The following is a 22,653-nucleotide window of genomic DNA, read 5'->3' on the forward strand; positions in this document are numbered from 1 at the left end:
GGATTCTGCGTGTCGTCAGGGCCGGGACCGACGGCGCGAACAGCCGTCGCCCGGCACGGTACGGCTCGCCGACGGCCGGAAACGGTCCGTGCCGACAGCGGGGCGACGGCCGAAGCCCTGGCCCGCACGGCCGTCGTGGCGAGCCCGCGCGGTGCGACCGGTCCCTGGCCGGCCACGCCGCCGTACGCCTCGTACCCCTCGCTCACGTCCTGCCGCCCCTCGGTGACATATGGTCAAGCTCGGCTCATCCTGCGGGAGTTGTCGCTGCCGTTTGCCCTTGCGGAAGACGATCCTACGGTTGTACCACGGGGGCGCATCAAGGGTCTCATGAGGACACGTGCGCGGGCGTACGGTCCCAGTCATCCGGCAGAGCGGGAACCGGCCAGCCCGGATCCGGCCTCCAGTGCTGCCATCCGTCCGAGAACGGCGCGCCCCAGGAACGGATCACCTCCACCGCCGACCACCCCGCTTCCCGTACCTGTGCCGCCAGTTGAGCATCCATCAGACCGGCCCGCTGCGCCATGGCGAATTCGTCCTCGTCGAGCCAGCGCCAACTGCGATCCGGGTGGACCGAGATGTCGAGGAAGTGATCCACCGAGTCCACTCCACCCGCCCAGCGGGTCAGTGGGGCCTCCAGGTTCACGTACCAGTTCTTGAAACGCCAGCCCTGTTCCCAGAACAGCCACACAGACCAGGCCTCGCCCGGCCGCGCCAGCTTCAGCACACCGGTCCCGAACCAGCGGTCGCGCCGCACCGCGCGAGGCTTCGTGTAGCGCGATTCCAGCGGTTCTCCATGCACCGGCGAACCGTCGGCGAGGACCGGCTTCACACATTCGGTACCCGGCGCCATCCACACCGCGAGCAGGTCGGCGTCGTCGCGTGCGACCGTCACGGGGCGGCAGATGTGGACGCTGTCCCCGCCGTTCTCCCGGTACCGCCACAGGATCTGGCTCCCGGGCTCCCAGTGGGCCGCCGGCCCGCCCGCTTCCGCTCGTCTCACCGCTCCACCCTCTGCCATGACCAGATATTAGGTGCCCCAGGCATGCGACGCTGCGGTTCGCGTCACGGTTCCCGCCGACGGCGACCTGCTGTTACGGAGCTGTCATCAGGCGTTTCTCCATGGACACGGGCTGTTACGGGTGTGTCATCCGCAGGACATCCAGGGCCTCGTCCAACTGCTCCTCGGTCAGGTCCCCGCGCTCCACGTACCCCGATTCCAGCACCACCCGGCGAATCGTCTTGCGCTCCGCCAGCGCCTTCTTCGCGACCTTGGCGGCCTCCTCGTACCCGATGTACTTGTTCAGCGGCGTCACCACGGACGGCGAGGACTCCGCGTACTCACGGGCCCGTTCGCGGTGCGCGACGATCCCGTCGACCGTGCGGTCGGCGAGCAGCCGCGAGACGTTCGCGAGCAGCCGGACCGACTCCAGGACGTTCTTGGCGATCACCGGCAGCATCACGTTCAGCTCGAAGTTCCCGGCCGCGCCCGCGACGGCGACGGTCGCGTCGTTCCCCGTCACCTGCGCGGCGACCATCAGCACCGCCTCGGGAATCACCGGGTTCACCTTGCCCGGCATGATCGAGGATCCGGGCTGGAGATCCGGGAGGCTGATCTCGGCCAGTCCGGTGCGCGGCCCGGAGGCCATCCACCGCAGATCGTTCGCGATCTTCGTCAGCCCGACGGCGATGGTCCGCAGCTGACCGCTCGTCTCCACGATCCCGTCGCGCGCCCCCTGCGCCTCGAAGTGGTCGCGGGCCTCCGTGAGCGGCAGCCCGGTCGCCCGTGCCACCTCCGCGATCACCGCGGCGGAGAACCCGGGCGGCGTGTTGATCCCCGTCCCCACGGCCGTGCCGCCGAGCGGCAGTTCGGCCAGCCGCGGCAGCGAGGCCTCCAGCCGCTCGACCCCGTACCGCACCTGGGCCGCGTAGCCCCCGAACTCCTGGCCGAGCGTCACCGGCGTCGCGTCCATGAGATGGGTGCGCCCCGACTTCACCACATCGGCGAACTCCCGCGACTTGCGCTCCAGCGAGGCGGCGAGATGCTCCAGGGCGGGGACGAGATCGCGGGTGACGGCGGCGGTCGCGGCGATGTGGATGGACGACGGGAACACGTCGTTGCTCGACTGCGACGCGTTCACGTGGTCATTGGGGTGGACGTCCCGGCCCAGCCGCTCGCCGGCCAGCGTGGCGATGACCTCGTTGGCGTTCATGTTGGAGGAGGTGCCCGAGCCCGTCTGGAAGACGTCGACCGGGAAGTGCGCGTCCCAGCGCCCCTCGGCGACCTCCGCGGCCGCCTCCTGGACCGCCTCCGCGACATCCTTGGCGATCACGCCCAGCTCGCCGTTCACCTTCGCGGCGGCCCCCTTGATCCGGGCGAGGGCCTCGATGTGCGCGCGCTCGATGCGCTGCCCCGAGACGGGGAAGTTCTCCACGGCGCGCTGCGTCTGCGCCCGCCACTTCGCCTCCGCGGGCACCCGCACCTCGCCCATGGAGTCGTGCTCGATCCTGTACGCGCCTTCGCCCTGGCCATCCGCCATTGGTGACACCTCCATGCGACACAGCATCCCGGAGCCCGCCCGTGTTCCCGCCCGAAGCCGCGCGAGCGCCGCGCCGCACGAACGGCCGCCTTGTCGGCGGCCGTTCCCCGGCTCGTACGGCGTCACACGCGCGTCACCCGCACGGCGTCACCCGGAAGGGTGTACGCCGTACGGGCCCGTACCAGGCCGGTCCCGGGCCCCGCACCGGGATCGTGGTGAAGGTCGGGGCGAGGGCGGGGTTCTGGAAGAAGCCGTTCGATTTATTGGTCAAGCACCCGAGGGTTCTGGGAACCGTCCGTCTCTCCATCCTCAAGGACGACACCACCAGTCCCGAGAAGCAGAAGCACGCGGTCGAGCACTGGGCCTCGGGGCCGACTGCGGACGGCCGCACAGTCGGCTTCGCTGAAGACCTGGACGTGTCCGGCGCCATGCATCTGTGTCGCCTAGCGTGCCTCGGTGAGGGCTCGCTGCCTGAGGTTGCCGCCGGACAACTGAATCGTGGTGGCGGCCAGGATGTCGTCCCTGCCGATGGTCCGCCCGTCCCCCCTGCGGGCGGACAGGGCCTGGAGGGAATCCTTGAGGAACGGAGGTGGGGCCGGTTCGCCCGACATCATTGGGGTGACCGTACCGAAACGTTTGACCCCGCCCTCGCGGACGACCATGGCCGCGTCCCGGGCGAGGTCCGTCAGGAACACGCTCGCGATTCCGTCCAGGTCACGGACCATCGCCGGGACGGCCGTCGCCCCCTGGCTCCGCAGCAGCTTCTTGACCCCGGCCTCGAACCTGTGGGCGCCGACCACAGCACTCGGTTTGCGCGACCTGCTGCGCTTACGAGAAGGCACGATGACACCCTCGGCGTCGTACAGGACACCGGTCAGGCCTTGAAACGTCGGGCTGTGGTCGTACCACTTGTCCCCCACCTCGAGCTCGACGTTCCGGTCGATCGCCCAGAGAAGGTCCCCGGGAATCAGCTTCTTCCGGGCCTCCGTCGCCGCCGCTCTCCTCGCGCCGTCGATGATCTCCGTCAGCACTGTCCGCGTCACCGACGCGGCGGCCCACGCGGCCGACCGAGAGACGTGCATCGGGGTCACGTCCCTGAACACCGCTTTGACGAGAGAAGGCTTGAACGGCGAGACATCCATGACCGAGGCGGTCTCGGGACCGCTGCGCTCAGGGCGTGCGGGCTGTGCGGTCATCGGAAGAAACGCTCCCTGCTGTCGGAGTTATCAGAGGCCCGCACTTCACCACGCAGACCCGCTCTCTTCCCCCATCCTCCGTCGAAGCGGCACCCGGTCAAGGGCCCGACGGGCACATCCCGATTCCCTACCTGGGATGACAGTCCCCGCCCGACGGACAGCGTGTGAATGCTCCATCGAGGGGGCGTGTATTACGGCGTCTTACGGGTGTGACCGGTAGCCCGAACGACCGCCCCGGCCGGAAGCCTGAGCCACACTGCGTACAGCTCTGGCGAGCGGGCGACGATCTCGGTTCAGAGCGCCGCCCGTTGGGGACCAGGGCGGCAACCTTCTCGACGGTGGGGGGCAATGCTGTGAGCACTCGGTGGCCAGGGCGGACCGTTGCCGAGTGACAGCACGACAACGCCCCCGCCGGGCGGACCGGCGGGGGCGTGAGAAGCGCCTATAGGCTCAGGTCACGCCTGACGCACCGGGATGCTTGTGAACGTCGGCTGAGAGAGTTCCTGCGGGCTGAAGAAGTCGTTGCCCTTGTCGTCGACGACGACGAAGGCCGGGAAGTCCTCGACCTCGATCTTCCAGACGGCCTCCATGCCGAGCTCCTCGTACTCGACGACCTCGACCTTCTTGATGCAGTCCTGGGCGAGCCGGGCGGCCGGTCCGCCGATGGAGCCGAGGTAGAAGCCGCCGTGCGCGTCGCAGGCGTCGGTGACCTGCTTGCTGCGGTTGCCCTTGGCGAGCATCACCTTGGAGCCGCCCGCCGCCTGGAACTGCTCGACGTAGGAGTCCATGCGGCCGGCGGTCGTCGGGCCGAAGGAGCCGGACGCGTAGCCCTCGGGGGTCTTGGCCGGGCCCGCGTAGTACACCGGGTGGTCCTTCAGGTACTGCGGCATCTCCTCGCCCGCGTCCAGCCGCTCCTTGATCTTGGCGTGCGCGATGTCGCGGGCCACGACGAGCGGGCCGGAGAGCGAGAGCCGGGTCTTGACCGGGTACTTCGTCAGCTCGGCGAGGATGTCGTCCATCGGCTGGTTGAGGTCGATCTTCACGACGTCGCCGGCCTCGTCGAGATGCTCGTCCGTGGTCTCCGGCAGGAAGTGCGCGGGGTCGGTCTCCAGCTGCTCCAGGAAGACGCCCTCGGCGGTGATCTTCGCGACGGCCTGGCGGTCGGCCGAGCACGAGACCGCGATCGCGACCGGGCAGGACGCGCCGTGGCGGGGCAGGCGCACCACACGTACGTCGTGGCAGAAGTACTTGCCGCCGAACTGCGCGCCGATGCCGATCTTCTGGGTCAGCTCGAAGACCTTCTCCTCCAGCTCCTTGTCCCGGAAGCCGTGCCCGAGCTCGGAGCCCTCCGAGGGGATCTCGTCCAGGTAGTGCGCGGAGGCGTACTTCGCGGTCTTCAGCGCGTACTCGGCGCTCGTGCCGCCGACGACGATCGCCAGGTGGTACGGCGGGCACGCGGCCGTCCCGAGGGAGCGGATCTTCTCCTCCAGGAACTTCATCATGGAGCCCTCGTTGAGGACCGCCTTCGTCTCCTGGTAGAGGAACGACTTGTTGGCGGAGCCGCCGCCCTTGGCCATGAACAGGAACTTGTAGGCGCCGCCGTCGGTGGCGTACAGCTCGATCTGCGCCGGCAGGTTCGAGCCGGTGTTCTTCTCGTCCCACATGGTCAGCGGGGCCATCTGCGAGTAGCGCAGGTTCAGGTTCTTGTACGCGTCGTAGATGCCGTGCGAGAGGGCGGCCTCGTCGCCGCCCTCGGTGAGCACGTTCTGGCCGCGCTTGCCCATGACGATCGCCGTGCCGGTGTCCTGGCACATGGGGAGGACGCCGGCCGCCGCGATGTTCGCGTTCTTCAGCAGGTCCAGGGCGACGAACTTGTCGTTCGCCGAGGCCTCCGGGTCGTCGATGATGCGGCGCAGCTGGGCGAGGTGCGCCGGGCGCAGGTAGTGCTGGATGTCGTGGATGGCCTCCGCGGCGAGCTTGCGCAGCGCCTCCGGCTCCACCTTGAGGAACGTGCGCCCGTCGGCCTCGAAGGTGGAGACACCCTCGGAGGTCACCAGCCGGTACGGCGTGGTGTCCTCTCCCTGGGGGAGCAGATCGGTGTACGCAAACTCAGGCATCTCGCCTATTCCTCACTCGACAGTCAGCTTTTTCGGGGCTCGGTCGCCTCGGGCGCACCCCTTCGGCTCACTCGCCTGAGGCCGGCCGTCATCGGCAGCGTTCACCAGCGTAGAACCTGGCACGGGCGCCGGGGCTGTGAGGTAAGGCTCAGTTCGGACATCGGACCGTCGGTCCCGGGGGAGAGCGGGTTTCCCGCGGGTGGCGCGCCAGGGGTAGTCGCGATCTATCGCGTTTGGGTACGCTGTTGCCGTGGACCTTCAAAAGAGCCCCGACGCGAGTGCCGCCACGGCGGCGAAGCCGGCCGAGCTGCGTGCCTCCGACGCCGATCGCGACCGGATCACCGACATCCTGCGCGAGGCCGTCGCCGAAGGGCGCCTGACCGCGGAGGAGCATGCCGAGCGGGTCGAGGGCGTACTGGCCACCAAGACGGTCGGCGAGCTCGACCAGTTCGTCCGTGACCTGCCCGCCGCCCACACGGGCCGCGCGGCCTCCGCCTACGTCTCCGCGCCCAACCGCCCCACCCAGGGCGCGATCCCGGCGGAGGCCGACGACACCGTGGTGGCGGTCTTCAGTTCCGCCGTCCGCAAGGGCCGCTGGCGGGCGGGCCGGCGCATCCACGCGTACTCGGTCTTCGGAAACGTCGAGATCGACCTGAGCGAGGCGATCTTCGAGTACCAGCAGGTCGTGATCAAGGCGATCTCGGTGTTCGGCAACGTCGAGATCTCCGTGCCGGAGAACGTCTCGCTGCGCGGGAGCGGCGGCGGGGTGCTCGGCAACTTCGAGGTGGACACGCTGGACTCGGGCGACCCCGACGCGCCCGTGGTCTACGTCGACGGCCTCGCCGTCCTGGGGAACGTCGAGGCGAGGCCCAAGCGCGGCAAGCTCATCGCGGACATCCTCGACCGGGTCACGAGCCGGGTGAACGAGCGGGTGGCGGACCGGCTGGACCGGAGTTTGCGCAAGCACCTCGACCGTTGACGCTTGTGAATATGCGCGTGGCCGATGCGGGTCGGTCCGGCGGCGACGATCGATCATGCCCGAGAACGGCCGGGCTTCTCCACGCAGTGCATAGGCGCGCGTACAGCGGGTAGGGCTTGCTGCATCGTCTCTTGGAGGGCGCTGTGGGACTTCCCCGGCGCCCGGCACGCTCGCGAAGCCGTCGTCAGGAGTAGACCCGTGCTGCAACCGCCGCATCAGTCCCTGCAGGTAGCTGCCGTTCCGGCCCAGCGGGCGCCCGTGCGGGACAGGGATCAGGAAGCGCCATGGCACACGGAGGCGGTGTGCAGGCGCGACGAAGCCGGCCTGTTCTTCGCCCCCTCCAAGGAGCCGACCGCTTCACGGCTCTCCCGCGAGGAGGCGGCCAAGCGCGTCTGCGCCCGCTGTCCGGTCATGGTCGAGTGCCGCGAACACGCGCTGCTGCAACCCGAGCCGTACGGCGTCTGGGGCGGCCTGACCGCCGCCGAGCGCCGTGTCGTGCTCGCCCGGCGCCGCCGTCGCGACCTGGAACTCAAGAAGGCCACCCGCGGCACGATAGCCGCGGCCGGCTGACCCACCCCGCACCCGCGGGACCAGTGGGGAGCCGGGGCAGGGCCGTCCCGTACACACGGCAACTGCGTACACACGGCAGCCGTGCCACCCGCCGCCCCGAAGCGGTACCCGCGCGGCTGCCCGGGTGCCGCCCGGTGTCGGTGCCGGAGGCTTCATCCGGTGCCGGCGCGGGAGGGCCGTCGGACGGTGGCCGCACAGGATCGCGTCGGCCGGTGTCGGCACCCGACCCGAAGACGTCATCCGGTGTCGGCGCGGGACTTCGGCCGTGGTCGGCGCAGGTGGATTTCAGCCGTGGTCCGCGCAGGAGAAAGGGGCACCCCTCCGCACAAGGGGCGCCCCTTTTGCGCCGTGTCGGCGCCCGGCCCTCCGGGCCGGTGGTCCTACTTGGCGCGGTCGAAGTCGATCGCGCTGTACGCACGCAGCTTGCTCAGCCGGTGCTCCGACCGGATCTGGCGGACCGTGCCCGACTTGGACCGCATCACGATCGACTCGGTCGTCGCGGTCTCGGAGCGGTAGCGCACCCCGCGCAGGAGCTCGCCGTCGGTGATGCCGGTCGCGACGAAGAAGACGTTCTCGCCGGAGACCAGGTCGTTCGTGGTCAGGACGCGGTCGAGGTCGTGCCCGGCGTCTATGGCCCGCTGCCGCTCCTCGTCGTCCTTCGGCCACAGCTTGCCCTGGATGGTGCCGCCGAGGCACTTGACGGCACAGGCCGAGATGATGCCCTCGGGTGTGCCGCCGATGCCGAGCAGCAGGTCGATGCCGGTGCCCTCGCGCAGCGCGAGGATGGAGCCCGCGACGTCGCCGTCGGAGATCAGTTTGATGCGCGCGCCGGTCTCCCGGATCTCCTTGATGATCCCGTCGTGGCGCGGCCGGTCGAGGATGACGACCGTGACGTCCTCGGGCGTGACCCGCTTGGCCTTGGCGACCCGGCGGATGTTCACCGCCACGGACGCGTTGATGTCGACGAAGTCGGCCGCCTCCGGGCCGGTGACCAGCTTGTCCATGTAGAAGACCGCGGACGGGTCGAACATGGTGCCGCGGTCCGCGGCGGCGAGCACGGCGATCGCGTTCGTCATGCCCTTGGCGGTGAGCGTGGTCCCGTCGATCGGGTCGACGGCGATGTCGCACTCGGGACCGGTCCCGTCGCCCACGCGCTCCCCGTTGAAGAGCATCGGGGCCTCGTCCTTCTCCCCCTCGCCGATGACGACGACGCCGTTCATCGAGACGGTGGAGACGAGGGTGCGCATGGCCCGGACGGCGGCACCGTCGGCACCGTTCTTGTCGCCGCGGCCGACCCAGCGGCCCGCGGCCATGGCGGCGGCCTCGGTGACGCGGACGAGTTCGAGGGCGAGGTTGCGGTCGGGGGCTTCCGACGGGACTTCGAGTTCGGAGGGCAGATGATGCTCGGTCATCGACACGCACCTTTCTGATACGACGACGGCCGGATGAGGGTGATGCCCCGACTCTATCGTCAGGCTTACAAAATGAGCAGGGGGGCCCACGGATGAGCAGGCCAGGGCACCTGCGACGATAGGTGCGTGGCAGGTACGAAAGGCAAGCAGTCGGTCCGGGACATGATTCTTTCCCTGGGCCTCATCGGGCTCATGGCGGGTGTCATCTACATCTTCATTCCGCATGACGACTCCGAGCCGGATCTCAAGCGTGTCGACTACAAGGTCGAGCTGCTGACGGCTCGCCGCGCGGCGAGCTATCCCGTGGCGGCGCCCGAAGGGCTGCCCTCGGCGTGGAAGGCGACCTCGGTGCGCTACGACGGCAGTGAGTTCGACGCCTGGCATCTGGGCTTCCAGGCCCCCGACGGTCAGTACGTGGCGGTCGAGCAGTCCACTCAGCGGCCGGCCGTGTTCATCGACACGGCGAGCCAGGGCGCCCGGCAGACGAAGGGCACCCAGCGCATCGGCGACCGGACCTGGCAGCGCTACGAGGGCGACCACTACGACGCCCTCGTCCTCCAGGACAAGGGCGCCACGACGGTGGTGACCGGCACCGGGTCGTTCGGCACGCTGGTGAAGATGGCGGAGGCCCTGAAGACCTCGTAGCGCCGCCCGTACGGCCTCGTGGAACCCGTAAGGCATGGAGAAGAGCCCCCGGCGGCAGCGCCGGGGGCTCTTCTCGTCTGTCTGGTGCGGGTGAGGGGGCGAACGGCGGTGCCGGCGGCTCCCTCGGTGCCGTCGGTCAGACGGTCGTGATGACCTGGTCCGCGTCCAGGCGCGGGCCGCGCGGGAACCAGGCGTCCTCGCCCGGCTTGCCGATGTTCACGATCATCAGCGGGGTGTGGTCGTCGTCCAGGAACTCCTTCTGGACACCGGCGAGGTCGGCGCCGGTCATCGGGCCCGCGGCGAGGCCGGCGGCACGGACGCCGATGATGAAGTACGCGGCCTGGAGGGCGGCGTTCATCCCCGCGGCGCTCTCACGGACCGGGCGCTCGGAGAAGAAGAGGTCCTTGGCGGCGGGGAAGTGGGGGAGGAGCGCCGGCAGTTCCTCGTGGAACTCGTTGTCCGCGGAGAGGATCGCGACCAGCGGGGCGGCGGCGGTCTTCGCCCGGTTGCCCTCGGCGAGGTGCTGCACCAGGCGCTCACGGGCCTCGGGGGAGCGGACCAGGGTGATGCGCAGCGGCGACTGGTTGAAGGCGGTCGGGCCGTACTTGACCAGGTCGTAGATCGCCTGCACCTGCTCGTCGGTCACCGGCTCGTCGGTGAACGTGTTCGCCGTGCGAGCTTCGCGGAACAGCAGGTCCTGAGCGGTGGGGTCAAGGACGAGAGACATGGAGAACCTTCTCGGTATGTGCGGTGGATCCGGGGGATCTGTTGGCGAGTACGACAGTACGCCGAGGAGGTTTAAAGTTCAACCAAAAGTGGGGCGTGGTGATCCGCTTCACAGGTGCAAGGATCGAAAGAAGGATCGAAAAAGGGGGCCCGCCGTGTCGCGGGCCCCGCTGGAGCTACTCACAGCAAGACGTCACTCGGAGCCGCTCGTCACCCGAGCCGCTCGTCACCCGGTACCCGAGCCGCTCGTCACCCGGTGCCGGCACCGCTCGTCACTCGGATCCGGAGCCGGCGTCCTTCTCCTGTTCCTGGGACTCCTCGGCCAAGGCGGCGTCCAGACGGGCCCGAGCGCCCTCCAGCCAGCGTCGGCACACCTTGGCCAGCTCCTCGCCGCGCTCCCAGAGCGCCAGGGACTCCTCCAGGGTCGTACCGCCCGCCTCCAGGCGGCGTACCACCTCGATCAGCTCGTCCCGTGCCTGCTCGTACCCGAGCGCCTCGTCCACCTTGCTGGTCATGCGTCCACCCTATGCATCGACTCGAACCGTGAATTCACCCTCGGCGACCCGCGCCCGCAGCGTCTCGTCCGCCGCCACCTCGGCCGGGTCCCGGACCACATGACCGTCCGCCCGTTGCAGCACCGCGTACCCGCGCTGGAGGGTCGCCGCGGGGGAGAGGGCCACCACGCGCGCGTGGGTGTGCGTCAGCTCCGAGTCCGCGCGGTCCAGCAGATGCCCGACGGTGCGCCGGCCCCGGTCGAGCAGGGCGGAGACCTGGTCCGCCCGCTCGTCGACCATCCGGTGCGGATCCTCCATCGAGGGCCGGGCCAGCGTGTGCGCGAGGCCGCGCTCCTCGCGGTCGATGAACGACCCCACGCAGCGCCGCGCCCGGTCCCGCAGGAACCGCACCCGCTCGTACTCCTCCCCGACGTCCGGCACGACCTTCTTGGCCGCGTCGGTCGGCGTGGAGGCCCGCAGGTCGGCCACGAGGTCGAGCAGCGGGCTGTCCGGCTCGTGCCCGATCGCCGACACGACCGGGGTGCGGCAGGCCGCGACCGCGCGGACCAGCTGCTCGTCGGAGAACGGCAGCAGGTCCTCCACGCTGCCGCCGCCCCGTGCCACGACGATCACGTCGACCTCGTCGAGCGCGTCCAGCTCCTTCACCGCCTGTACGACCTGCGGTACGGCGTGGACGCCCTGCACGGCGACATTGCGGACCTCGAAGCGGACGGCGGGCCAGCGGCGCCGCGCGTTCTCCAGCACGTCCCGCTCGGCCGCCGACGCGCGCCCGCACACCAGCCCGATGAGCTGCGGCAGGAACGGCAGCGCCTTCTTGCGATCGGCGGCGAAGAGCCCCTCGGCCGCCAGCGACTTCTTCAGCTGTTCGAGGCGGGCGAGGAGTTCCCCCACGCCCACCGGCTTGATCTCGGCGGCCCGCAGGGAGAGCTGCCCGCGCGGCGCGTACCACTCCGGTTTGGCGTGGACGACCACCCGGGCGCCCTCGGTCACGACGTCGGCGACCGCGTCGAAGACCTGGCGGTAGCAGGTCACGCTCACCGAGATGTCGTGCGACGGATCGCGCAGTGTCAGGAAGACGACGCCCGCGCCGGGGCGCCGCGACAACTGGGTGATCTGCCCCTCGACCCACACCGCGCCGAGCCGGTCGATCCATCCCCCGATGAGCCGTGACACCTCTCCGACGGGCAGCGGAGCGTCCGCGGACGTGTTGAGAGCCATGCGCCGAGCCTAGTGGCCGCCACCGACAACGCCCCGCGCCTGGTGCGGGTCGGACACCCGTACTCCGTACCCCGTACCCCGGGCCCGTCCCGACCGGAACGCGGCGGACGGCAGCCGCGCGGTACGGCGCGTCACCCGGCCGCGGACCCGGCTCGCCCCCGTTGGGCGAGCAGCACCACCAGGCCCGCCGCCAGCCACACGAGACCCGCCACCTGAGCCGTTCCCGACGCCTCGATGATCACCGCGACGGTGATCGCGGCCCCCAGTACGGGCAGGAGGACGTGCCGCCACCACACCACCGGCCCGCCCCGGTGCCGTACGGCGAACCAGCCCACCACCGACGCGTGCAGCAGCGTGAACGCTGTCAGGGCGCCGATGTCGACCACCGAGACCAGCTTGTCGAGGCCGTCGTCGCGGCGCGCCGCCCAGACCGCGGCGACCAGAGTGATCACCGCGGCGCACGACAGGGCCGCCCGCGGCACCCCGGAGCCGGTCCGCGCCAGCACCCGCGGCAGCCTCCGGTCCCGGGCCATCGCAAAGACGATCCGCCCGGCCGCGGCCTGCCCGGCCAGCGCCGCGAACGCCGCGCCGATCGCCTTGCTCACGGCGACCAGGTTGTGCAGCCACGAGCCGACGGAAGCGTCCACGGCGTCGTAGAAGGCCGGACCCTGAAGGGCGGGGTCGGCGGCGAGCCGCGCGGACGGCAGCGGCTCCAGCAGGGCCGCCAGATACGTCTGCGCGATGAACAGCACACCCGCCAGCGCCAGACAGAACAGCACCGCCCGGGCCACCTTCTCCGAACCGCCCGTGACCTCCTCGGCGAAGGAGGCGATCGCGTCGAAGCCGAGGAAGGACAGGACGGCGACCGAGACGGCGCCGACGACCGCCGACAGCGCGAACGCGCCCTGGGTGCCGTCACCCGACAGCGGGGACAGCCAGTCGCGCCGCGCGCCGTCGCGCGCGAGGACCACGGCCGCCGCCACGACGAAGACGACGAGGACCACGATCTCCATCGCGAGCACCAGAAAGCCGACGCGCGCCGCCGTGCGGACCCCCCGCAGATTGAGGAACGTCGTGACGACGACGGCGAGCGTGGTCCACACCCACCGGGACACCTCCGGGACCAGCGCGTTCATGGCGATCCCGGAGAACAGATAGGCCACCGCCGGAATGAGCAGATAGTCCAGCATCACCATCCACCCCGCGACGAACCCGGCCTCCGGGCCGAGCCCCGCGCGCGCGTAGGCGAACACCGAACCCGCCTGGGGGACCACCCGGACCATCTGGGCGTAGCTGAAGGCGGTGAACGCCATGGCCGCCGTCGCGACGACGTAGACCAGCGCCACCGCCCCGTGCGACCTCGCGTCCAGCGCTCCGAAGACCCCGACCGGGGCCATCGGGGCGATGAACAGCAGCCCGTAGACGACCAGGTCCCGGAAGCCGAGGCTGCGCCGCAGCCGCTGCTCCGCCGGGTCCGTGCCGGCGGTGGCCCGCGCGTCGGACATCGTGCCTCCCGGGAATCGCCTGGTCCCACCCCAGCGGCTGCCCACAGTCTCTCCGAGGAGGCGATCCCTGACCCGCCGGGCGCGGCCTTACGATGGGGGCATGACCGCTTCGCCTGGCCGCCGTGTCCTGCTCGCCGCCCCCCGTGGCTACTGCGCGGGCGTGGACCGCGCCGTGATCGCCGTGGAGAAGGCCCTCGAGCAGTACGGGGCTCCGATCTACGTCCGTCACGAGATCGTCCACAACAAGTACGTCGTGCAGACCCTGGAGAAGAAGGGCGCGATCTTCGTCGAGCGGACGGCGGAGGTCCCCGAGGGGTCCATCGTCATGTTCTCGGCACACGGCGTCTCCCCCGTCGTCCACGACGAGGCCGCCGCCGGCAAGCTCGCCACCATCGACGCGACGTGCCCGCTGGTCACCAAGGTCCACAAGGAAGCCGTCCGCTTCGCGAACGAGGACTTCGACATCCTCCTCATCGGGCACGAGGGCCACGAAGAGGTCATCGGCACCTCCGGAGAGGCCCCCGACCACATCACCCTGGTCGACGGCCCCGGCGACGTCGCCAAGGTCGAGGTCCGCGACCCCTCCAAGGTCGTCTGGCTCTCCCAGACCACCCTCTCCGTCGACGAGACCATGGAGACGGTCGACGCCCTGAAGGAGAAGTTCCCCCTCCTCATCTCCCCGCCGAGCGACGACATCTGCTACGCCACGCAGAACCGTCAGCTCGCCGTGAAGCAGATGGGCGCGGAGGCCGAGCTGGTCATCGTGGTCGGATCGCGCAACTCCTCCAACTCGGTCCGTCTGGTCGAGGTCGCCAAGCTGGCCGGCGCCCGCGCCGCGTACCTGGTGGACTTCGCCGAGGAGATCGACGAGGCCTGGCTGGAGGGCGTGAACACCGTCGGTGTCACCTCCGGTGCCTCCGTCCCCGAGGTCCTCGTCGAGCAGGTCCTGGAACGGCTGTCGGGGCACGGCTTCGAGGACGTGGAGATCGTCAAGGCCGCCGAGGAGTCCATCACCTTCTCGCTCCCCAAGGAGCTGCGCCGCGACCTGCGCGCCGAGGCGGCCGCGCTGGTGGAGGCGCGTACGGGTGGTCCGTCCGGGAAGTGACGGTCAGCCGTACGTCGTAACGTAGAGCCATGAAGATCTTCGGTGTGGACATTGGCGGATCCGGGATCAAGGGTGCCCCTGTGGACCTTGATCGCGGGGACCTGGCGGAGGAGCGCCACAAGGTGCTCACCCCGCACCCGGCGACGCCCGACGCGGTGGCCGACGGCGTGAAGGACGTCATCGACCACTTCGGCTGGACGGGCCCGGTGGGCATCACGTTCCCCGGTGTGGTGACCGGTGGTTCCACGATCCGTACGGCGGCCAACGTCGACAAGTCCTGGATCGACACCGACGCGGGCGCGTTGCTCGGCGGGCGGCTGGGCGGCCTGCCGGTGACCGTGCTGAACGACGCGGACGCGGCGGGTGTCGCCGAGATGGAGTTCGGCGCGGGGAAGGGCCGCCGGGGCACGGTCATCCTGCTCACTTTCGGCACCGGCATCGGCAGCGCCGTCTTCACCGAAGGCGAGCTGGTCCCGAACACCGAGCTGGGCCACCTCGAGCTGAACGGCCACGACGCCGAGAAGCGGGCCTCCACCAAGGCCAAGGACGACCACGAACTGACCTGGGAACACTGGTCGCGCCGCGTCACCAAGTACCTCGCCCATGTCGAGATGCTCTTCTCCCCGGAACTCTTCATCATCGGCGGAGGTGTCAGCCGCAAGGCCGACAAGTTCCTGCCGCTGATCCAGGACATCAAGGCCGAGATCGTCCCCGCGCAGCTCCAGAACAACGCCGGGATCGTGGGCGCGGCGATGCGGGCGGCGCAGATCGGCCGGTAGCCGCGATGCCGCCGGGCGACGGCGGCATCGGGCGGCGACGGCGACGCGGCCCGCGAGGATACGAGGGCCGCGACGGTACGACGTTCAGCGGGCCGGAACATCGGGCCGGATCAGCGGGCCGGATCGGCGTGCCCGTTCAGCGGGCCTGTCTGCCGGGCGGCACGCCGTGTGTCCGGTCCCGCCGCCGGGCGGCCCGGCGGCGGGACATCAGGCCGACCCGGCGGACGGTCACGACGAGGACCGCGGCCAGCGTTCCCCCGTACAGCCAGCCCGCCTGGAGGGCGAGGGCGGTGACCAGGCCCATGAGGCTGGCGCCGAAGCCGCCTCCTCCGCCGTCGGTGATCGGCGGCAGCCCGAAGGCGAAGGCGATCGGTACGACCACGGGGGCGGTCACCAGGTCGCCGGGCCGCACCCACAGCGCGGTCAGCACGCACACCGGCAGGAACAGCACCCCGTACACGGTCGCCGACCCGTCGAACAGCAGGTGGTCGAGGCAGGCGAGCGCGAACATCGTCGCGCCGCAGAAGAGGCCGCCGCCGAGCCCGGTCAGCCGCGGGCGCGACGTCCGGCGCGGCTGCCGGACACCCGCGGGCGCGGGCCGCCGCGCCGCCGGGCCCTCCCGTCGGACACCGCCGCCCGCGGCCCGCCCGGACTGTGCCGGAACAGGTGCCCCGCGTCGCGGTCTGTACTGAGGGGGACGCGTCCTGTGTTGCTCCACTGGACCAACTTAGGTCGTTTTATGTGTGGAATGGCTCCTCGGACACGCCGGAGACCAGCCGAAGGCGAGGCCGTGGAAAGAGCTTGGCCATGCGTTCGATACCTCGCGGGCGGGAGCCGGGTCACGCCGTAGACTGGTGGATCGGCCCGCTCTTCTGGAGGGCCCTTCGCCCATCCTCTCGTACGGGAAGTCGCAACGTGTCGCTCACGATCGGAATCGTCGGTCTGCCCAATGTCGGCAAGTCGACCATGTTCAACGCCCTGACCAAGAACGACGTGCTCGCGGCCAACTACCCGTTCGCCACGATCGAGCCGAATGTCGGTGTGGTCGGCGTCCCGGACGCCCGTCTCACCAAACTGGCCGAGATCTTCTCCTCGCAGAAGATCCTCCCGGCGACCGTCGACTTCGTCGACATCGCGGGCATCGTGAAGGGCGCGTCCGAGGGTGAGGGCCTGGGCAACAAGTTCCTCGCGAACATCCGTGAGTCCGACGCGATCTGCCAGGTCATCCGCGCCTTCAAGGACGAGAACGTCGTGCACGTCGACGGCAAGGTCTCGCCCAAGGACGACATCGAGACGATCAACACCGAGCTGATCCTCGCGGACCTCCAGACGATCGAGAAGGTCCTGCCGCGCCTCCAGAGGGAGTCGCGCATCAAGAAGGACGTCGGCCCGAAGGTCGCGGCGGTCGAGGCGGCCCAGGCGATCCTGGAGCGGGGCGACACCCTCTTCTCCGCGGGCATCGTCCAGGGCTCCGGCAACGAGGAGCTGCTGCACGACCTGCACCTGCTCACCACCAAGCCGTTCCTCTACGTCTTCAACGTGGACGAGGACGAGCTGGTCGACGACGACTTCAAGGCCGAGCAGAGCGCCCTGGTAGCCCCCGCCGAGGCGATCTTCCTCAACGCCAAGCTGGAGGCGGACCTCGCCGAGCTCGACGAGGAGGACGCGAGGGAGCTCCTGGAGTCGGTCGGCGTCGAGGAGCCGGGCATGGCCACCCTCGCCCGCGTCGGCTTCAACACCCTCGGCCTGCAGACCTACCTGACGGCCGGCCCCAAGGAATCCCGCGCCTGGACCATCAAGAAGGGCGCCACCGCCCCCGAGGCCGCCGGTGTCATCCACACCGACTTCCAGAAGGGCTTCATCAAGGCCGAGGTCATCTCCTTCGCCGACCTGGTCGAGACCGGCTCGGTCGCCGAGGCCCGCGCCAAGGGCAAGGCCCGCATGGAGGGCAAGGAGTACGTCATGCAGGACGGGGACGTGGTGGAGTTCCGCTTCAACGTCTGACCGGACGAGGGGACACCACGCCGCTGACGCGGCAAACATGCAGGTCAAAAGGGGCCGACTCCTCCGGGGTCGGCCCCTTGCTTTGTGTTCAGATGCCCCGTACCCACGCCACGGTGAACGGTGTCTCGGGTGTGCCCGGTCCCATCGGTCCGCCCTTGTCGAACTGGGAGCGGACGACGAGTGTGCGGCCGTCGTGGCGCACCAGCGTGGTCGGGATCTGGAGCGCGGGATCGGTGAGGCTGCGCTCCAGACGGGCCGCGGTGCCGTCCGCCGACAGGCGCCAGCGGGTGATCGTGTCGGTCCTGTTGAGGGCGGCCCACAAGGTGGTGCCGACCAGTTCCAGTCCATCGCCGTTCACCAGGTCACCTCCGTGCAGGGCGACTTGGTGGATCCTGCCGGTGATGAGGTCCACCCGGTAGAGGGCGCCCCCGGTCATGTCGACGGTGAACAAGCAGCGGTCCCCGGCGGCGATGCCGTTCAGGGTGAACGTGCCGGCCGGGTGCGGGGCCAGGATGCCGCCGAAGTCGTAGGCGGGTGTGAGCGTGGCACGACCGCCGTGGGCCGCGGCCCGGGCGAGCTCGGCCGGTGTCACCCGGTAGACGACCTCGCGCACGCTGTCCGTCAGGTAGGCGCTGCCGTCCGCGGCGATCGCCAGGTCGTTGACGAAACGCGGCGCGTCACCGGGGACGTCGAAGCGGGCCAGCAGGGCGCGGGTGCGTACCTCGTAGACGGCGACCCCGGCCGTCGAGTCGGTCACCCAGAGACGGCTGGACCCGTCGACCTTCAGCCCGTTCGCGGTGTTCCGGCCGTCCGCGCCCGGGGGCAGGAAGGTCTCGGCCGCACGGCGTCCGGGCGCCGCGCGGTAGACGGCACCGGTGCTGTACGAGCCCACGTACAGGGCTCCGGTGCGCGGGTCGGCGGCGATGCCTTCCGGGTAGGCGTGGTCGTCGGGAAGTTCGAAGGCGGTGGAGATACGGCGGTTGGAGCTACGGGGGGTGGAGACCGGGGCCGTGGAGAGGCCGGGTGCGGCGCTCGCGGGCGGGGCGCCCGCGGCGGTCGCCGCGATGGCGGAGGCGGTGGCGGTCAGGAAGGTGCGGCGCTGGATCGAACGGGACACGGCGGAACCTCTCGGTCTGCATCTCGGACGTCGACGAGCTGAGCGATGAGTACGAACGTATGTTAGAGCTCTAATGGTCGTCAATGTCTTTACTGATGGGTGGGGGCTCATCGTCGTATCGCCCGTACGATCCGCGGCTACCATGCGGAGATGACGTCCATGCCCGTGTCCGAGCGCCTCGGCTCCCACCTCAAGCGGGCCGAGCAGGCCCTCGGTGCGACCAAGGCCGCGGTGCTCAAACCGGCGGGCGTGACCGTCGCCCAGTACGCGGCGCTGCTCCACCTCAGTGAGAACCCCGGCATCTCGGCCGCCGCGCTGGCCCGCCTCTGCCTGGTCACACCGCCGACCATGAACACGGTCCTGAACAACCTCCAGGACCGCGGCCTCATCGAGCGCACCCCGCACGCCTGGCACAAGAACGTCCTGGAGACCCGGCTCACCGACGAGGGCAGGACGGCGCTCGCCGACGCCGACGCCCGCGCCGTACGGGTCGAGCGCGCCTTGGCCGCCGAGTTCACCGCCGAGGAGCGCGACACCATCGCCGCCCTGCTCGGCCGGTGCGTCGCGGTCCTGGAGAAGGAACGCCCCCGCCCCTGAGGGGCGCTCCCGGCGAAACTCCCTGGTCCGGGCCGACCCCGGGATCAGGCGCGCGCCATGCCTGTCTTCACGCCGGCACCGCACAGCGGCACCACGGCCTCCCGTCGGCCGAGGGCGCCCTCACGGACCGCCGCCCAGCAGGCCACGCCCGTCGACTCCACGTACAGCCCGCGCCCGGCGAGATCCGACTGTGCGTGGCGGATCTGGTCCTCCGTCACGGTCAGGAAGGCGCCCCCGGAGGCGCGTACCGCGCTCAGGATCTGGCGGGCCCTCAGCGGGTGCGGGATCGCGATGCCCTCGGCGAACGTGGGCGCCGGCGGAGTGACACCGACGAGATCGTCGGCCCCCTCGGACCACGCCCGGGCCAGTGGGGCGACCGCGGCGGCCTGGACGGCGTACAGGGCGGGTCTCTTGTCGATCAGCCCCGCCGCGTGCAGTTCGGCCACCGCGAGGGCGGCGCCGAGGAGCAGGGTGCCGTTGCCGACCGGCAGCACGAGGACGTCGGGCAGACGTCCGCCGAGGTCCTCCCAGAGTTCGTGGACGTACGTCTTCGTGCCGTGCAGGAAGTACGGGTTGAAGACGTGCGAGGCATAGAACACGCCGTCCTCGTCGGCCGTCTCGCGCGCCGCGCGTGCCGTCGCCTCGCGGTCGCCCTCGACCACCCGCAGCCGTGCCCCGTGCGCCTCGATCTGCTCCAGCTTCTTGGCGGAGGTGCTCTCGGGGACGTACACGGTGCACGGCAGCCCGGCCCGGGCGCAGTACGCGGCGAGCGCCGTGCCCGCGTTCCCGCTGCTGTCCGCGAGCACCTGGCGGGGCCCGAGCCGCAGCGCCAGTTCGGCCAGCAGTACGGCCCCGCGGTCCTTGAACGACAGTGTCGGCATCAGGAAGTCGAGCTTGGCGAGGACGCGTTCGCCCAGGGGGACCAGGGGAGTGCGGCCCTCGCCGAGGCTGACCGTGGGCGAGGCCAGCGGCAGGCACTCCGCGTACCGCCACATCGAGTTCACCCGGCCGGTGAGGGACGCGAGGGGAGCCGGCGTCGGGGTGAAGTCCAGGTCGAGCGGGCCGCGGCAGACCGGGCAGCACCAGGCGAGCGAGCCGGCGGGTACACGCGTGCCGTCCGTCGGGCAGAAGCAGTCCGGCAGTGCAGTCATGGGTGCAGGTTAGACGCGAGGCCGGGGAAGGGACCGTTCCGCGCGTTCCTGAGCGGCCGCGCCCCGGCGGCAGACCGGGCAGCCCCGTAGGGATCCCGTCCGTGCCGTGCTTACGATGCGCCCAGTCATTCGGCAGTCGTATGCGCGTTCCATAACGGACGGATGAGGAGCAAGGGAAACCGTGGCCATACCCCCGCCGCCCGGCCCGCAGCAGCCCGAGGGGCCGTACCCGCCGCCGGGGACGCCTCCGTACCCGCAGGCTCCGCACCCCCAAGGACCCTTCCCGCAGGGGCCGTACCCGCAGGGGCCGTACCAACAGGGGCCGTACCAGCAGTCCCCGTACGCGGGCCCGTATCAGCCCTGGGGGCAGGGCTACTCCCCGTACAACCGGCCCGTTCCCTTCAACGGGCTCGCGATCGCGGCGCTGGTCCTCGGTGTTCTCTGCTTCCTGCCCGCCGTCGGGCTGGTGCTCGGGATCGCGGCGCTCGTCCAGATCAAGAGGCGCGGTGAGCGCGGCAAGGGCATGGCGGTGGCCGGCATCGTGCTGTCGTCGGTCGGTGTCGTGCTGCTCGCGCTCATGGTCGCGACCGGGGGAGCGCGCGACTTCTGGGAGGGCTTCAAGGACGGGGCGGGCGGCTCGGGGGACTCCGCGTTCTCGCTGGAGGTGGGCGAGTGCTTCGACACGCCGAGCGGCTCGCTGAAGGGTCTGGCGGTCGACGTCGACAAGGTGCCGTGTTCGGGCGGGCACGACGCCGAGGTGTTCGCCGACTTCGAGATGTCCGAAGCCGACTACCCCGGGGACGACGCGCTCGCCGACGAGGCCGACCGGCGGTGCTCCGTGCTCCGGAACACGTACGCGATGGACTCCTGGGCCGTCCCGGAGAACGTCGGCGTGTACTCCTTCACGCCGACGTCGCAGAGCTGGCTCCGCGGCGACCGCGAGGTGAGCTGCCTGTTCGGGGACGCCGACGAGACGGGCGGTCTGACGGGCTCCCTGCGCAAGGACCGGCTCACGCTGGACTCCGACCAGTACTCCTATCTGAGCTCGGCGGCGGCCATCGACAACGCGCTGGCCGCGATGCCCGACGCCGAGTACATCGACGACGACCTGCCCGGCTACAAGGAGTGGGCGGACCAGGTCTCGAAGACGCTCGCGGGGGAGGCGGACGGGCTGCCCGCCCACCGGTTCGCACCGGGCGCGGCCAAGCCGGTCGCCGCCCTGGCCAAGGACCTGGAGCGCTCGGCGAAGGAGTGGGTCAAGGCCGCGGACGCGCAGGACGCGGACACCTTCTCCGCGCACTACGAGAAGGCGCTGAAGCTCATCGACCCGAGGAAGGCGGTCACCACCCGCAAGGCTCTGGGGCTCGCCACCACCCCGCCTGAGGACCACGGCGGCGGGGGCACCGGTAGCGGTGGCGAAGACGGTGCCGGAATCGAGGTGTGACGGCAGCCACAGTGGGGAGAAAGTGCCTGCGTAATGCCCTCAAGGGGCTGCGTCATCACATCGAGTGATTCTCTGGCCTTTGCTTGCATGGCACAACCCACGGTTGCCACGCTGTTGCTGTCTGTACAACCTGATGGGAGCGGCTAAGTGACTTTCGGTGAGCAGCCGGCGTACCTGCGTGTCGCGGGTGATCTCCGCAAGAAGATCGTCGACGGCTCGCTGCCCCCGCACACCCGGCTTCCCTCGCAGGCCAGGATCCGCGAGGAGTACGGAGTCTCGGACACGGTCGCCCTGGAGGCGCGCAAGGTGCTCATGGCCGAGGGGCTGGTCGAGGGCCGCTCCGGTTCGGGCACCTATGTCCGCGAGCGGCCGGTGCCGCGCCGCGTCGCCCGCTCCGGGTACCGGCCGGACAACGGCGCCACCCCCTTCCGCCAGGAGCAGGCGGACTTCGCGGTGCGCGGCACCTGGGAGTCCCACAGCCGGCAGGTCGAGGCGAGCGGCGCGATCGCCGAGCGGCTGGCCATCCAGCCCGGCGACCGCGTGATGTGCACGAACTACGTCTACCGCGACGGCGGTGAGGCGATGATGCTGTCCACCTCCTGGGAGCCGCTCGCCGTGACCGGACGTACGCCGGTGATGCTCCCCGAGGAGGGCCCGCTCGGCGGCATGGGTGTCGTCGAGCGGATGGCGGCCATCGACGTGATCGTGGACAACGTCACCGAGGAGGTGGGCGCGCGCCCCGGCCTCGCCGAGGAACTCCTGGCGCTGGGCGGCGTGCCCGGCCATGTGGTCGTCGTCATCCAGCGCACCTTCTTCGCCTCGGGCCGGCCGGTGGAGACGGCGGACGTGGTGGTCCCGGCGGACCGCTACCGGATCGCCTACCACCTGCCGGTGAAGTGACAGCGCGTCACTTCTGTACGCCACCTCGCCCGGTGTCGCGTACGGCGTTCCGTAGGGCCTGGTGGGCTCGCGTGTCGGCGCGGGTGCCCGCGCCTCAACGGGGCCGCCCGTGGGCCCGGTTGGAATCTGGCCTTTC

The 22,653-nt window shown here is 70.6% G+C and carries 22 protein-coding genes; 9 read left to right on the forward strand and 13 right to left on the reverse strand.

Features of this window, described 5'->3' with window-relative positions; translation table 11 throughout:
- Positions 1-325: 325 nt before the first annotated feature.
- The 5 genes from fomD to OG410_RS26785 all read right to left on the reverse strand — a co-directional run bounded on the left by fomD (position 326) and on the right by OG410_RS26785 (position 5,850).
- Complete coding sequence (gene fomD, locus OG410_RS26765; protein WP_329301472.1) at positions 326-1,018, reverse strand: cytidylyl-2-hydroxypropylphosphonate hydrolase; 693 nt, start codon at positions 1,016-1,018, stop codon at positions 326-328.
- Positions 1,019-1,133: 115 nt separating this feature from the next.
- Positions 1,134-2,537 carry a class II fumarate hydratase gene (locus tag OG410_RS26770; RefSeq protein ID WP_329301473.1) on the reverse strand — a complete coding sequence of 468 codons (1,404 nt, stop codon included), beginning with the start codon at positions 2,535-2,537 and terminating at the stop codon, positions 1,134-1,136.
- Positions 2,538-2,670: 133 nt separating this feature from the next.
- Complete coding sequence (locus OG410_RS26775; RefSeq protein ID WP_329301474.1) at positions 2,671-2,808, reverse strand: hypothetical protein; 138 nt, start codon at positions 2,806-2,808, stop codon at positions 2,671-2,673.
- Positions 2,809-2,980: 172 nt separating this feature from the next.
- Positions 2,981-3,733 carry a hypothetical protein gene (locus OG410_RS26780; RefSeq protein WP_329301475.1) on the reverse strand — a complete coding sequence of 251 codons (753 nt, stop codon included), beginning with the start codon at positions 3,731-3,733 and terminating at the stop codon, positions 2,981-2,983.
- A gap of 455 nt (positions 3,734-4,188) precedes the next feature.
- Positions 4,189-5,850: a fumarate hydratase gene (locus tag OG410_RS26785; RefSeq protein WP_329301476.1), complete on the reverse strand. Its 1,662-nt coding sequence runs from the start codon at positions 5,848-5,850 to the stop codon at positions 4,189-4,191.
- 250 nt (positions 5,851-6,100) lie between these two features.
- On the opposite strand from OG410_RS26785, the gene OG410_RS26790 reads away from it, so the two are divergent.
- Together OG410_RS26790 and OG410_RS26795 are read left to right on the forward strand one after the other, a co-directional pair.
- On the forward strand, positions 6,101-6,829 hold the full coding sequence (locus OG410_RS26790) for a DUF1707 SHOCT-like domain-containing protein (protein ID WP_329301477.1): 729 nt from the start codon (positions 6,101-6,103) through the stop codon (positions 6,827-6,829).
- Positions 6,830-7,027: 198 nt separating this feature from the next.
- On the forward strand, positions 7,028-7,399 hold the full coding sequence (locus OG410_RS26795) for a WhiB family transcriptional regulator (protein WP_326785734.1): 372 nt from the start codon (positions 7,028-7,030) through the stop codon (positions 7,397-7,399).
- A 380-nt stretch (positions 7,400-7,779) separates the two neighbouring features.
- Here the strand turns inward: OG410_RS26795 and glpX are convergent, their stop codons facing one another.
- Entirely contained in the window at positions 7,780-8,811 is a 1,032-nt protein-coding gene (gene glpX, locus OG410_RS26800) for a class II fructose-bisphosphatase (protein ID WP_326785733.1), read from the reverse strand.
- A 126-nt stretch (positions 8,812-8,937) separates the two neighbouring features.
- Between glpX and OG410_RS26805 the strand changes: the two genes are divergently transcribed.
- Positions 8,938-9,456 (forward strand): DUF4245 domain-containing protein, encoded by a 519-nt coding sequence (locus tag OG410_RS26805; RefSeq protein ID WP_329301478.1) that lies wholly within the window; start codon positions 8,938-8,940, stop codon positions 9,454-9,456.
- Between the two features lie 136 nt (positions 9,457-9,592).
- On the opposite strand, the gene OG410_RS26810 is transcribed toward OG410_RS26805, so the two are convergent.
- The 4 genes from OG410_RS26810 to OG410_RS26825 all read right to left on the reverse strand — a co-directional run bounded on the left by OG410_RS26810 (position 9,593) and on the right by OG410_RS26825 (position 13,420).
- Complete coding sequence (locus OG410_RS26810; RefSeq protein WP_329301479.1) at positions 9,593-10,183, reverse strand: malonic semialdehyde reductase; 591 nt, start codon at positions 10,181-10,183, stop codon at positions 9,593-9,595.
- A 271-nt stretch (positions 10,184-10,454) separates the two neighbouring features.
- Positions 10,455-10,697 (reverse strand): exodeoxyribonuclease VII small subunit, encoded by a 243-nt coding sequence (locus OG410_RS26815; RefSeq protein WP_329301480.1) that lies wholly within the window; start codon positions 10,695-10,697, stop codon positions 10,455-10,457.
- Between the two features lie 9 nt (positions 10,698-10,706).
- Entirely contained in the window at positions 10,707-11,915 is a 1,209-nt protein-coding gene (gene xseA, locus OG410_RS26820) for an exodeoxyribonuclease VII large subunit (protein WP_329301481.1), read from the reverse strand.
- A gap of 131 nt (positions 11,916-12,046) precedes the next feature.
- A complete protein-coding gene (locus tag OG410_RS26825) occupies positions 12,047-13,420 on the reverse strand; it encodes an APC family permease (RefSeq protein ID WP_329301482.1) in 1,374 nt (457 codons plus the stop codon).
- Between the two features lie 100 nt (positions 13,421-13,520).
- On the opposite strand from OG410_RS26825, the gene OG410_RS26830 reads away from it, so the two are divergent.
- Both OG410_RS26830 and ppgK read left to right on the forward strand, forming a co-directional pair.
- Positions 13,521-14,525 carry a 4-hydroxy-3-methylbut-2-enyl diphosphate reductase gene (locus OG410_RS26830; RefSeq protein WP_329301483.1) on the forward strand — a complete coding sequence of 335 codons (1,005 nt, stop codon included), beginning with the start codon at positions 13,521-13,523 and terminating at the stop codon, positions 14,523-14,525.
- Between the two features lie 29 nt (positions 14,526-14,554).
- A complete protein-coding gene (ppgK, locus tag OG410_RS26835) occupies positions 14,555-15,304 on the forward strand; it encodes a polyphosphate--glucose phosphotransferase (protein ID WP_329301484.1) in 750 nt (249 codons plus the stop codon).
- A gap of 136 nt (positions 15,305-15,440) precedes the next feature.
- Here ppgK and OG410_RS26840 read toward each other — a convergent pair whose 3' ends face one another.
- Positions 15,441-15,815, reverse strand: coding sequence for a DUF6542 domain-containing protein (locus tag OG410_RS26840; RefSeq protein WP_329301485.1), 375 nt, complete (start codon positions 15,813-15,815; stop codon positions 15,441-15,443).
- Positions 15,816-16,219: 404 nt separating this feature from the next.
- Here OG410_RS26840 and ychF point away from each other — a divergent pair, with 404 nt between their 5' ends.
- Positions 16,220-17,308, forward strand: coding sequence for a redox-regulated ATPase YchF (gene ychF, locus OG410_RS26845; protein WP_329301486.1), 1,089 nt, complete (start codon positions 16,220-16,222; stop codon positions 17,306-17,308).
- Between the two features lie 88 nt (positions 17,309-17,396).
- Here the strand turns inward: ychF and OG410_RS26850 are convergent, their stop codons facing one another.
- Complete coding sequence (locus tag OG410_RS26850; RefSeq protein WP_329301487.1) at positions 17,397-18,425, reverse strand: SMP-30/gluconolactonase/LRE family protein; 1,029 nt, start codon at positions 18,423-18,425, stop codon at positions 17,397-17,399.
- Positions 18,426-18,575: 150 nt separating this feature from the next.
- On the opposite strand from OG410_RS26850, the gene OG410_RS26855 reads away from it, so the two are divergent.
- Positions 18,576-19,022 (forward strand): MarR family winged helix-turn-helix transcriptional regulator, encoded by a 447-nt coding sequence (locus OG410_RS26855; RefSeq protein ID WP_326785722.1) that lies wholly within the window; start codon positions 18,576-18,578, stop codon positions 19,020-19,022.
- Between the two features lie 44 nt (positions 19,023-19,066).
- On the opposite strand, the gene OG410_RS26860 is transcribed toward OG410_RS26855, so the two are convergent.
- Positions 19,067-20,173, reverse strand: coding sequence for a threonine synthase (locus tag OG410_RS26860; protein ID WP_329301488.1), 1,107 nt, complete (start codon positions 20,171-20,173; stop codon positions 19,067-19,069).
- Between the two features lie 181 nt (positions 20,174-20,354).
- Between OG410_RS26860 and OG410_RS26865 the strand changes: the two genes are divergently transcribed.
- Positions 20,355-21,617 carry a DUF4190 domain-containing protein gene (locus tag OG410_RS26865; protein WP_329301489.1) on the forward strand — a complete coding sequence of 421 codons (1,263 nt, stop codon included), beginning with the start codon at positions 20,355-20,357 and terminating at the stop codon, positions 21,615-21,617.
- Positions 21,618-21,764: 147 nt separating this feature from the next.
- Positions 21,765-22,517, forward strand: coding sequence for a GntR family transcriptional regulator (locus OG410_RS26870; protein ID WP_328448645.1), 753 nt, complete (start codon positions 21,765-21,767; stop codon positions 22,515-22,517).
- Positions 22,518-22,653 lie beyond the last annotated feature (136 nt).

The sequence above is a fragment of the Streptomyces sp. NBC_00659 genome, from assembly GCF_036226925.1.
Taxonomy (GTDB): Bacteria; Actinomycetota; Actinomycetes; order Streptomycetales; family Streptomycetaceae; genus Streptomyces.